The following is an 11,430-nucleotide window of genomic DNA, read 5'->3' as shown; positions in this document are numbered from 1 at the left end:
TCGTGCAGCTCAACCGCTCGTTTCCGCGGGACCGTAACGACTTGGAGGCCGGCTCCGCTGATCTTAGTAGGAACGCCTACATCAATGCGGCAATCAGCTGGTCGGGTTGCCGGCAAAGGGAGTCAAGGATGACAAGTCAGGTACGCACGCGCCGCAAATTCGTGTGCGCAGCTGTCGCCGGTATCCTCGCCGCCGGGTCACCGGTAGCGTTCGGCACCTCTTCCGCATACGCAGCGGACACCACTACATCCACCAATGCCGTCATTATCTGGGACCGCAACGCGCAGACCGCGATCTGGGACGTGGCCAGCCAGCAGCCACAGGTCCAGGCGCGCAGCTTCGCGATGGTCCACGGCGCCGTCTACGACGCCGTCAACGCCATCGCCGGCAAGCCGTACCAGCCGTATCTCAGCGCACCGTCGACCAACGGGCGCGAGTCGGTGGACGCGGCGGTCGGCACCGCGGCCTTCCAGGTGCTCAGCTACTTGTTCCCGGCCCAGCAGTCCCGGCTCCAGACGCAGTACGACGACTGGCTGGCCACGATCTCGCCCGGCAGCGCGAAGCGGTCCGGGATCACCGTGGGCAGCCAGACCGCCGCCGCGATGATCAGCGCGCGGCAGAACGACGGTGCCTTCGCCAACGTGAGCTGGCCGGTCGGCACCCAGCCCGGGCAGTGGCGGCCCACCCCGCCGACCTTCGCCAACGACGGGGCCTGGGTGGCCTACCTCAAGCCGTTCCTCATCCCCAGCGTGTCGATGTTCCGCACGACCGGGCCGGTGGCGCTCACGAGCGACCAGTACGCGCGGGACTTCAAAGAGGTCAAGGCCATCGGCGCGGCGAACAGCACGATCCGGACCCAGGACCAGACCGAGGCCGCGATCTGGTGGCACGACCGGCACCTCGGCGAGTGGGAGATCAAGCGCCAGCTCGCCACGACCCAGCAACTCAGCGCGCTGCGGACGGCGCGCATGTTCGCGATGGTCGACCTCGCGGAGGCCGACGCCACGGCCGCCTGCTACAACGAGAAGGCAGCCTGGATGTTCTGGCGGCCGGTCACCGCGATCCAGCAGGCCGACACCGACGGCAACGCGGCCACCGACGCTGACACCGCCTGGATGCCGCTGCTCGTCACTCCCCCGCACCCGGACTTCATGTCCGGACACACCTGCTTCACCGCGGCGAGCATGTCGGCCCTGAAGTACTTCTTCGGCCGCGATGACATCCCGTTCAGTGCGTACAGCGAGCAGTCCGGCACCACGCGGCACTTCTCGAGCTTCACCGGCGCCATCGACGAGGTCATCGAGGCCCGGATCTGGGGCGGCATCCACACCCGCACCGCCGACGTCGAGGGCGCGAAGATCGGTGCACAGGTCACGGACTACATGATCGCGAACTACTTCCGCCCACGCCGGTGACCCTCCCGGCATGACATGATGCCCGGCCCGAGCGCCCAGCGCCGGCACTCGGACCGGGCATCCTGACGTTCCAGGACGAGGCCGTCGCCGGAGCTCCGCTGAAGGGGCACGACATCCGCGCCAACCACCGTGTACCACTCGAAAACCGGGGACACTCGAAAACCGGGGACACTCGAAAACCGGGGACACCGGGCCGGCCAGAGCTGGTCTGCGTACCTTGCCTGCGATGGTGTGGATCTCTATCTTGATGGAACGCCGGGCTGCTGCCCGGCGTTCAGCGTGATCGACCATGTGGCGGGGAAATGCGCACCATTCGTGGCTTGATGATCGGCGCCGTTGCAGTCCTGCTGACGTCCAGCGCGCTGTCCGGCACCGCTGACGCGGCGGCCGGCCCGCCGCCCGCCGCCCCGTACACGGCCTTCACGATGTACCTGGAGGACTGGGGGAACGGCGGCGGAAGCTTCTCCTACGAAGCGTCCCGGACTTCTCTCGTGACCAACCAGCAGTACGTGAACTATGCATTGTGGATGGACGGCTCCTCCGGCGGCCACTCCCACCACCTGGACGTCACGCCGCCGAGCGGCACCCGGTTCACCGCCGGAAAGTCCTACCCGACGGTTACCGGTATGATCATCGACGAGCATCCGCCGCCGTCGACGACCGTGCTGAACATCCGCGGCGACGGAGAGGAGTGCGCGGGTGTAGCACGCGGCACGCTGACCGTCAGCCAGGCGGATTACGACGACGCGACAGGGAAGTTCACCGCCTTCGCGGCGAGTTACTCGGTTCCCTGTGGGGTCAGCACGCTCGTCAAGGGTGAGATCCGCTTCCAGTCCGGTATCGGCTATCGGGCCGCCGACAGCCGTGCGTACCGATTGCAGATGGGCGAACTGCCGGCAGGGCAGGTGCCCGCGCCGCAGGACGTCACCATCGAGGTGAACGGCACGCAGCCGACCACGTTCGGCGCGGCCGCGCTCTCCGGGACGAAGCCGGGGGTGTTCCAGATCTCGGCGAACACCTGCTCCGGCAAGACCCTCTCCTACGGCGAGACCTGCAAGCTGACGATTACCGCGAAGGCGGCGGCCCTCGGCGAGCAGACGGCGCTGCTGACCTTGGCCGAGAACTCGATCGCCGGCCGGGTCGTCCGGCTGGTGTCGCTGACCGGGTACGACCAGCGTGACGCCACGGCCTCGCCCGTCGACTTCGGCTGGGTGCCGGTGTATGACGTGTCGGCACCGCGGACGATAACGGTGACCGGGCTGAGAGCCTTGCCGATCACCTTCGGCACGGCGTCGATCACCGGCGCGAATCCAACCTCTTTCCGCATCGTGGACGACGGCTGTTCCCTCAAGACGCTGGCCGGTGGGCAGACCTGTTCGATGAGCGTCGTCGCGCAGCCAACCGCGACCGGGCGAAGCGCCGCGGCGATCTCCCTGCCCGACGACAGTTACGCCGGTTCGACGCGGATCGACCTGAGCGTGGACGGGTTCGTCAGTAACCGGGGAAGCTATCTTGCTGTGCGGCCGTACCGTGTCATGGACACCCGCTCCGGCCGAGGAGCGCCCAGAGGGCCGGTCGCCTCCGGCGGTGTGGTGACCGTGATGATCGACGCCCCTGAGGAAGCCTCCGCGGTCGTGCTCAACGTGACCGTCACCGAATCCGCCGGCCCCGGATACGTCACCGTCTACCCGACGGGCACGACCCGCCCGACCGCATCCTCACTGAACTACGTCAAGGGCTGGACCGGGGCAAACTCGGTCACCGTGAAGTTCGGTACCTACAACAAGGTGGACTTCTACAACGCCGGCGGTCCGGTGCAGCTCGTCGTGGACATGTTCGGCTACTACACCCGGAGCCATGACGACCTCCGGGAGAACTGCGCGGGCTGCTCGCAGTACCACCCGCTGGCCGAACCGGTCCGCCTGACCGACACCCGCGATTGGGGGGTCGGCCGGATCCCGGCCGGCCACTACGTCAACTCCGTCGCTTCCTGGAATGCCGCGATCAACCCCCATGTGCGCGGGTTCGCGGTGAACATCACGGCCACCGAGCCGACCGGAGGCGGCTACCTGACCGCCTGGGACGGTCAGCAGGGCCGACTGCCCGAGACATCGACGCTGAACTACACGGCGAACGCCACCGTGCCGAACTTCGCCGTGGTTCCGGCCATGCCTTGCGACGGATGCGGCGGCGCCACCGGGCTGCCGTCGATCGCCGTCTACACCAGCACCAACGCGCACATCATCGTCGACATCGTCGGGTTCTACGCCGACATCAGTTTGCCGGGTGGCTTGCGCTTCGAGCCGGTCGTGCCGACCCGGATCGCGGACACCCGCAGCGGGCAGGGCTGGCCGTCACGGCTCGGGCCGGGATCCACAGCGTCGATCGCGGTGCCGAGTTCGGTGATGGATGTCGACACGCGGGTGCTGGCGACGAATGTGACGGCCGTGCTCCCCACCTCGGCTACGTACCTGACGGTCTGGCCCGCCGGAGCTGCGAGGCCGGGCACGTCCAACCTCAACCCAACCGCCGGGTCGGTCGTGCCGAACGCGGTACAGACCATGATCGGCCAGGACGGCAAGTTCAACGTCTTCAACGCCGGCGGTTACTGCAACGTGGTCGTGGACGTAGTTGGCACGTTCTACGAATACCCGCCCTCGGTGCCGTCCGGCGGGAGTGCCTCCGCGGCGAAACCGGCACCGGTGACACCGACAGCCCAGTCAACGACACAGGTCAAACAGCTCTGAGCCGGACTCCATCGATGAATCTCAGGTTGCGCCGCTTTCGGGGTGTATCGGTCGCTGCGGATTGGTGTGAATGGATACGACGGGTCGGACGGACGGATGCATGACCTGATCCCGCGGTACGCGTGAAATCGCGAATGACGAAGAACGTAACGCAGCCCGCAGCGCACCGAGGTCGTGCGCTGCGGGCCGCCAGTTTCAATCCCTGACTATTCCCGCCACCGGCGCGGGATGCCACACCAACCCAGGTCAGCAGGCATGAATCCTTTGCTCAGCTGAACAACTGGTTGAGTCGATCTACCGCATCGGTTGCCGCTGCGGTGTGCCGGTCGAACTGGAATGCAGGGGACCTTGCCGGACCAAGCTGCTGCTCTGGGCCGACGGCACCGATCCGGGTAGGAACTCGAATGTGCCGGACACGTCGATGACGACGTCGACTTTCCATGCGGCGTTGAACACGTTGAACTTGTTGCCGGGGCCGAGGTTGACGAAGGCGGCGTTGGGCCGGACCTCGTGTGGTGTGAGGTTCAGGTTGCTCACCGTTGGCTTGGTGTCGCCCGTCGCCCACAGGCTCAGGTAGGTCGAGTTCACCGGGTCGACGCCGGTCACGTTGGCCACCAGCGCGTACGTGTTGTCGCTGGCGACCGCGGACGGGGCCGCGACCGTGCTGGTGCCGGCACCGGTGAACGTGCGTGCGCCAAGTCCGTCCCGGGTGTCGACGATCCGGGTCGGTGTCAGCGGGTGGAATCGCAGGCCACCAGGGATCTGACCGTCGTCGTAGAACCCGAAGATGTCCACGACGATGTGCGTCCGCCCGCTGGAGAAGTTACCGACCCCGATCGACGGAGCACCTTTAGCGCCGCACGTGAAGCACCAGGAGGTCGGCACAACCGCGAAGTTCGGCACTACCGAACCCGGCGTGAAGTTCAGCGTCGACGCCTTCGGCCGCTCTGCAAGACCGTTCCACGCCGTCACGTACCCACTCATTGTCGGGCTGACCGCGGTAATGTTCACCGCCAGGGCCCGGATATGCACGTCGTACGCCGCGCCGTAACTGACCGGGATCTCCACGTATTCCCATGGGTTCAGCGGTCCGCCGAACGCCGGGGCTCGGCTGTCGAGCAACCGCTCCGGCTGGGTCGGCCAATACTGCCCGGCCGTCCACAAGGTTTGGGTGTCGTCGTAGCTGTAGTAGTAGCCCTGCACGTCGGCGATGACGTGGGTGTTGCCGGCCGCGTTGTAGATGTCGACCTGGCCGTTGGTACCGACCGGCACGGTGACCCCATTGGCACCTGTCCACCCCGCCGGGAAGTTCAAGCTCGACGCCGTCGGGCGGGCTATCCCCGACGGGTAGACCGTCAGGTAACCCGCCGACGTCGGACCGGTCACCGTCACGTTGAGCACGACCGCCGAGACCTTGCTCGACGGCACACCACCACGCCCGGTCACCTGCAGGTGCAGTGTCTTGCCGCCGCCGAGCGGCGCCTTCGGCGCACCGTTGCCTTCCCGGGTATCGAGCAGACGGGTCGGGTTGACCGGCACATACGTGCCTTCGACGCCGAGATGCCCGCTCAGGCCCAGGCCGATGGTCCGCTTCCCGGACCTGCTGTTGTCCAACACCGTGAGTGTCGCGTGCTGCTCGACGGGGCCGGTGGGCCGGGCTCTGACACCGATCGCGCAGCTCTGCCTGTACTCCAGCGTGGCATTGGTGCACGTGTTGCTGGTGATCGTGAAGGCCTCCGGTGTGTCCCCGCCGATCGAGGCGGCACCGAGCTTGAGCGCCGACATACCCGACGACGTGATCGTCACCGTCTGAACCTGGGAGCTGTGTCCCAGATCGACCCTGCCGAAGCTGATGTCGTTGGGCGTCTGAACGGCCTCCACGAAGGGCATATCCGAGTGCCAGCGGATCTCACCATGCCACCCGTTACAGTCTGTCCAATAGCTGGCCGCGATCGACGTGATCTCGTTGGTCGCCGGGTCGAACGTCAAGGCATGGATGGCGAGCGAGCCGTTCATCTCGATGCAACGGGTGTTTCCGGCGACAATGTCCAGCCTGTAGTGCGTGGCATCGCTCGACCCCGCAATGGGGAACGTGCCGATGCCGATCGTCTGCGCTGTCGGCGCGACCACCGTGACGAAAGCCCGTTGTTCTATACCGTTGGCGTAGGCCGAGAGGTCGAAATGCGTGCGGTCTCCGACGATCATGGAGATGGTGGCGTTACTGGTGTCGAAGGTGTAGCTGTGAGCTCCGTTGATGGTGAATGCGTCGTACGAAGCGGTTGGCGCGGCTGCATTGGCCACGCCGGACAATGCCGTCACCGCAAGAGCTACTGCCCCGAAAACGGCGCCGAACTTGCGCAAAAGGCGCACTTTGCTCCCCGTCATCGTCGTTCATGGTGCAACAACGGCCACACGGTAGTGATGATCATCCTTCGACTCAATCGGCCGTTCGGCCTTGACGGTTGCCGGCCACCACCAGGCCGAACCCGCCGAACGGATCTCCATAGAAGATGGGCCGACTCGGCGGCCACGCTCATACGTCACCTCCCATGGCCGGCGGCCGCCTACGACGCACTTGCTCACCGGCAGCAGGCTCCCTGACCCGCGCCACGGCCCACCTCAGATCGCGTCGATATCGGTCAGGCCGGCGGCCCTCAGGGTGTCGGCCCAGCCGGCGACCTGCTCCGGTGTGGCCTCTGGCCAGCGCCGGCCGGCGGCTCGTACGCCGTGGCGGCGGAAGCCGATGACCTTGACCCGGATGCCGGCGTCAACGTCGCGGAGCCAGGCCGCCGTCGCCGTGAGGGTCCGAGCGTCGTCGTTCACGCCGGGTATGAGCAGCAGGCGTACCTCGTGCAGCTTGCCGTGCGCCGCGAGGTGGCGGATCGAGGCCAGCACGCGGTCATTGGGTCTGCCCGTCAGGCGGATGTGCAGGCCGCGGTCGAGGGCCTTGAGGTCGAGCATCGCCTTGTCGAGCACCGGCAGCAGGGCGTCCCAGACCGGGCGGGGCGCATCGCCGTTGCTGTCGACGTACCGGGTCAATCGGGCCAGCTGCTCGTCCTCGTGCAGGGCGGCGAAGAAGTCGCGCAGGAACTCGGGCTGCCGGGTGGCCTCGCCGCCCGAGACGGTGACGCCGGACAGGAACGGTGCCGTCGCGCGTACCTGCGCGACGAGCTCGGGCACCGTGCGCCAGCACGCCGCGCGCGACTCGGCCGGGATGGTGTGCGGGTTGTGGCAGGCCAGGCAGTTGAAGTCGCAGCCCTGTAGGAACACGACGAACCGGTTGCCGGGGCCGTCGACGGCGGAGAAGCGGATGACGTCAGCGATCAGGCCGCGGGTTGCTTTCATGGCTGATCACCCGCTTGGGCGCGCGGCGGTCGACGTGCGACTGCGCGACCGAGCCGGCGCCGAGGAACGTGGACTCGTGGCGGGCGCCGGACTCGATCCTGGTCAGGTCGGACTTGCGCACCAGGTAGCCGGTGATCCGGATGAAGTCGTTGCTGTCCAGATTGAACGTGAAGTCGCGCATCCCGCTCACGAACGCGCCGCGGATGATGTCGACCACCGCCTGCGGGTTGCGCCGCGCGGTGTCGTCGAAGTGCAGGACGTCGCTGATGCCGGCGGCGAAGAGCCGGTGATGCGGGGCGACCGCGCTGAGGTGCTCGAACAGTGCCGGCTCGCGGCCGACCGGGATCCGCGTGCCGGCCGTCACGCCGGCGTCGCTGTCGATGCCGGACTGGGAGTGCAGGAACGCCCGCCCGCCGTTGCCCTCGCAGTACGGCAAGGGACGCGCGGCCACCAGGTCCGCCACGGTGCTCGTGATCCGATACGACAACTCGTTGGCCTCAGCATCCTGGCCGTACCGCAGGTGCTTGCCCTCGCGTTCGAGCAGCGCCTCGACGGCCTCGGCCAGGCCGTAGATGCCGAACATGGCGGAGAACCGGTCCAGCGAGATGAGTCCCTCGGCGACCAGCCAGTCGTGGGCGTAGAAGCCGGCGGTCTCGACGAGGTACCGAATCCTCGCCTCGATCAGCTCGGCGGTCAGCTCGACGAACAGCGGGAGTGTCTGCGCGAGGAACGTCTGCGCCCCGCCCGGGCAGTGCCGGACCGCCTCGGCGAGATTCAGGCGCACCAGCGTGTGGGATCCGCCGCCGATCTTCAGCGAGTTGTAGCAGCTGACCGCCGCGTAGTCCGGGCCGAGATCGCCGGTCATCATCGGGTGGTTCACGAAGTGCGGCTTGCCGCAGGCGAAGACGGTCCGCACGCCGTCGAGCAACAGGTCGTCGGGGGTGCGCGCCGGGTCGACCTTGAGGGTCAGGTTGGGCACGACCTGGAGCAGTTCGCGTTCCAGCCGCAGGATCGTACGGCCGACCCGGGTGTCGTCCGGTCCGAGGTTGGTGTGGACGAACGCGTCGGGGAGCATCCGGTCGAGCGAGATCCAGAAGAGCCGCAGCCGGCGGTACAACTCCTCGTCATTGATCTTTTCGACGAAGGGAGTGAGCAGCTTGTCGAGGTCGCCGAGGTACACCGGGTACGTCGTGATCGAGGGCACCGAGGTGTACGCGATGAGGAGGAAGGCGAGGGCCTCGTCGAGGTCCCGCGGCGGGGCGAGCTCCAGGAACGCCGAGCCGTTGCGGAGCAGGGCGGCGTAGTCGGGCAGCACGTACCGGGGTCGGTAGGGTGCGTGACCTTCGGCGAGGTCGCAGATGACGCCCTTCTCCTGCGCCTCCCGGCACGCGTCACTGACCGCGGGTGGCGCGACCGCCTCCTCCGCGATGCCGGCGAGCCGGTGCAGCCGCTGGCGGTACGTGAGCGCGGGATCGGCGATGATCCCCCTGACGCGGTGCTCGAACTCGGCCATCTCCACCATTCGAGGCTAGGCAGGGCTGCTGCGGCCAGGTAGGGCCCAAGGTCCCGTGCGTGCTCCGGTCCGCTCTCTGGCGCGCCCTCACCCTGGCCGGCCCGGCCGACCTGCTCGAAGGGTCCGCTGGTCAGGTGCACCGCCCGGCGGCGGAGGCTACATTCATGCCCTATGACCAGTGACGACGGGAGCGCCAGCCGGCTGCGCGTAGGCGGCTGGATGCCCGAGCCCGCCGTCCACCCCACGCGCGGCACCACGTCGGGTCCATCAGACCCGCCACTCCGTGAGGCTGCTCCGGTCACCGCCGAGCCACCGGCCGCAGCGGTGGGTCCGGTCGACAGTGGATCCCCCCCAGGGCAGTACCGAGGGCGACGTGAACACGGTGACGAAGCCGCCGGGCTACCTCGGTCACCGCCGGGAGAACGCCTCCGCCCGACGTCGCTGGATCTGGGTGGTCACGGCTCTCGTGACGCTGTGCGTGGTGATCGCGGTGTCGGTGGCCATGCGCTCGTCGTCCCCCGACGACCGCAGCGCCGGCGGTGGGGAGCCTGACGTCATCCCCAGCGGCCCGGCCACCGCCGGTACGCCCTCATCGAGTGCCGGGGCCGACCCCAGCCAGAATGCCTCCCCGTCACCGTCGCACTCGTCCGCTCGTCCACCATTCCAGCCGATCGTCCTGGAGGCAGAGTCGGGCTCCGCCGAGCTGGGCGGCCCGGCCCAAATCGTCCCGTACACGGGTGCCTCGGGTGGCAGCATCGTGCAGAACCTCGGCCGCTTGGGGCCAGGGGCGAAGAAGACCGGAACCCTCACCTTCCCAGACGTCACCGTGCCCAATGACGGTACGTACACGCTGACGCTGTACCTGGTGACCAACGACTCCCGGACGGCCGTGGTCAGCGTGGCCGGGGGAAGCCCGATCAAGATCACTGTGGCCGGAGGAGCCAAGTGCTGCAGCCGCTCCGTGGTGACGATCAATCTCAAGAAGGGCCGCAACAGCGTGACGTTCGGCAACCCGGACGATCGCGCGCCGTCCGTCGACCGGATCATGATCAGCGCACCCTGACCCGAGCGGTCATCGCCCATCACGTCAGTTGCGGTTGGCCTCTACGCCAGGCAGGGACAGTTGGTCATCAGCGCCTCGACGTTGTCAACGTAGCGCCAATTGGGGATGCCGGCCTTGCCCTTCACCGGATCGACCGCGCCAGGCCCGTAGTTGTATGCCGATACAACGCTGTCCAACAGCGACACGCCACCGTCCGGCGCCGGGACGGACAGATCGTAGCTACCCTGGTAGTACGCATCGCCGAAGTACCTGATGAGCCAGGCGAGGTATTCGCCACCGATCATGACGTTGCCGGTCAGCGTCTTCACGTCGTATGAGCTCTCGAACCTCGTGTTCATCCAAGTCGCCGTGGCGGGCATGATCTGCATCGTCCCTATACCGCCGTCGCACGCGACAATCGTCGACTGCCAACCACTCTCCTGCCACGCCACGGCGTAAAGCAGTTTGGACGGCACCCTGATCGACGGTGCGCTCACCGGCCAGAACTGCTTGGCGGCGGCAGCATCGAGCGCCGCGCGCACGTCGGCCATCGGCGCCTTCGGTCCGGTGTAGCTCGGACAACTCGCGCCCGGCGCCGGCGAACTGGGCGCCGGCGCGGGCGGGTGCGGAGCCGGAGGCAAAGCCTGCGATGCCTTGCCCGCATCGCGCGACGGCACGACGGGCGACTTCGACTTGGACGGGCTTCGATGCGAAGCACTAGGGGTGGGTATGGGAGACGACGACGGCGAAGGCGCCGCCTGCTCAAGAGCGGCGACGGGTTCAGGCGCAACGCTGGTGGATGCGGCACTCTCCGCATCCGCGGCGTGGTCGCTGCGCCCGCAGGCCGCCATGGCCAGCAGGGCCGCCACCATCATCGTCGCACCTAGCACTTTTCGACGTCCGCCGACACGCACGTTTGTACCTCCCCGTGGTAATTGCCCTGCACCCTACCGGAGTCGTTTCTGCTGGTGGGCCCCGTGCTTTCTCACCGCGATCCGCGTGATCCCTCCGTTCGCCAGTCCGCGATGACGCCGAGGCTGTCGGCTGCCTCCATCACCGCGCCGAGCATCGGGTACAGCCCGACGGTGGTCCTTCCGGACAGGTGGTCATGGAGCACGTCGTCGGCCAACGGTCGGTACCGGCGGCGTCCTTCGTTTCGTGCCACGTCCGCCAGGCAGTCACTCAAACTGCGGGCACCAACCGCTGCTTGGCCGTCCTTCTCGCAGCGTTGGGCGTACACATCGTCGCGGCCGACGAGCAGTGACCTGAACAGCACCAGCCGCTGGACGGCGAGACGTCCTCGAGCAACGGACGTCACAGCTGGAGCTACAGCCGACCGGCGTTGCGAAGTCATGAGCGGTGCGACGT

At 67.5% G+C, this 11,430-nt stretch carries 9 protein-coding genes; 4 read left to right on the top strand and 5 right to left on the bottom strand.

Going from position 1 to position 11,430, the window contains the following annotated elements; translation table 11 throughout:
- Nucleotides 1-128: 128 nt before the first annotated feature.
- Nucleotides 129-1,415 (top strand): PA-phosphatase, encoded by a 1,287-nt coding sequence (locus tag ABZS66_RS22935; RefSeq protein ID WP_354760746.1) that lies wholly within the window; start codon nucleotides 129-131, stop codon nucleotides 1,413-1,415.
- Nucleotides 1,416-2,041: 626 nt separating this feature from the next.
- Nucleotides 2,042-4,162, top strand: a complete 2,121-nt coding sequence (locus ABZS66_RS22930) for a choice-of-anchor D domain-containing protein (protein ID WP_354760744.1) — start codon at nucleotides 2,042-2,044, stop codon at nucleotides 4,160-4,162.
- Between the two features lie 294 nt (nucleotides 4,163-4,456).
- Here the strand turns inward: ABZS66_RS22930 and ABZS66_RS22925 are convergent, their stop codons facing one another.
- The 3 genes from ABZS66_RS22925 to ABZS66_RS22915 all read right to left on the bottom strand — a co-directional run bounded on the left by ABZS66_RS22925 (nucleotide 4,457) and on the right by ABZS66_RS22915 (nucleotide 9,020).
- Entirely contained in the window at nucleotides 4,457-6,547 is a 2,091-nt protein-coding gene (locus ABZS66_RS22925; protein WP_354760742.1) for a choice-of-anchor D domain-containing protein, read from the bottom strand.
- 234 nt (nucleotides 6,548-6,781) lie between these two features.
- Entirely contained in the window at nucleotides 6,782-7,507 is a 726-nt protein-coding gene (locus tag ABZS66_RS22920; protein ID WP_354760740.1) for a radical SAM protein, read from the bottom strand.
- Nucleotides 7,479-9,020, bottom strand: a complete 1,542-nt coding sequence (locus tag ABZS66_RS22915; protein WP_354760738.1) for a YjjI family glycine radical enzyme — start codon at nucleotides 9,018-9,020, stop codon at nucleotides 7,479-7,481. Before ABZS66_RS22915 ends, ABZS66_RS22920 begins: the two co-directional genes overlap by 29 nt.
- A gap of 59 nt (nucleotides 9,021-9,079) precedes the next feature.
- Here ABZS66_RS22915 and ABZS66_RS22910 point away from each other — a divergent pair, with 59 nt between their 5' ends.
- Together ABZS66_RS22910 and ABZS66_RS22905 are read left to right on the top strand one after the other, a co-directional pair.
- Nucleotides 9,080-9,202: a hypothetical protein gene (locus ABZS66_RS22910; protein ID WP_354760736.1), complete on the top strand. Its 123-nt coding sequence runs from the start codon at nucleotides 9,080-9,082 to the stop codon at nucleotides 9,200-9,202.
- 191 nt (nucleotides 9,203-9,393) lie between these two features.
- Nucleotides 9,394-10,083 (top strand): hypothetical protein, encoded by a 690-nt coding sequence (locus tag ABZS66_RS22905; RefSeq protein ID WP_354760734.1) that lies wholly within the window; start codon nucleotides 9,394-9,396, stop codon nucleotides 10,081-10,083.
- Nucleotides 10,084-10,124: 41 nt separating this feature from the next.
- Here the strand turns inward: ABZS66_RS22905 and ABZS66_RS22900 are convergent, their stop codons facing one another.
- Together ABZS66_RS22900 and ABZS66_RS22895 are read right to left on the bottom strand one after the other, a co-directional pair.
- On the bottom strand, nucleotides 10,125-10,937 hold the full coding sequence (locus tag ABZS66_RS22900; RefSeq protein ID WP_354760732.1) for a lytic transglycosylase domain-containing protein: 813 nt from the start codon (nucleotides 10,935-10,937) through the stop codon (nucleotides 10,125-10,127).
- A gap of 110 nt (nucleotides 10,938-11,047) precedes the next feature.
- Nucleotides 11,048-11,380, bottom strand: coding sequence for a hypothetical protein (locus ABZS66_RS22895; RefSeq protein WP_354760730.1), 333 nt, complete (start codon nucleotides 11,378-11,380; stop codon nucleotides 11,048-11,050).
- Nucleotides 11,381-11,430: the final 50 nt, after the last annotated feature.

It is taken from the genome of Dactylosporangium sp. NPDC005572, assembly GCF_040605515.1.
Lineage (GTDB): Bacteria > Actinomycetota > Actinomycetes > Mycobacteriales > Micromonosporaceae > Dactylosporangium.
The sequence above is the reverse complement of the archived record's forward strand: the minus strand, read 5'-3'. Positions and strand labels throughout refer to the sequence as shown.

Bases quoted from the DNA above. Each gene is read 5' to 3' on its own strand.
- ABZS66_RS22935 (WP_354760746.1), top strand. From the start codon at position 129: ATGACAAGTCAGGTACGCACGCGCCGCAAATTCGTGTGCGCAGCTGTC.
- ABZS66_RS22930 (WP_354760744.1), top strand. From the start codon at position 2,042: ATGATCATCGACGAGCATCCGCCGCCGTCGACGACCGTGCTGAACATC.
- ABZS66_RS22925 (WP_354760742.1), bottom strand. From the start codon at position 6,547: ATGACGGGGAGCAAAGTGCGCCTTTTGCGCAAGTTCGGCGCCGTTTTC.
- ABZS66_RS22920 (WP_354760740.1), bottom strand. From the start codon at position 7,507: ATGAAAGCAACCCGCGGCCTGATCGCTGACGTCATCCGCTTCTCCGCC.
- ABZS66_RS22915 (WP_354760738.1), bottom strand. From the start codon at position 9,020: ATGGCCGAGTTCGAGCACCGCGTCAGGGGGATCATCGCCGATCCCGCG.
- ABZS66_RS22900 (WP_354760732.1), bottom strand. From the start codon at position 10,937: ATGATGGTGGCGGCCCTGCTGGCCATGGCGGCCTGCGGGCGCAGCGAC.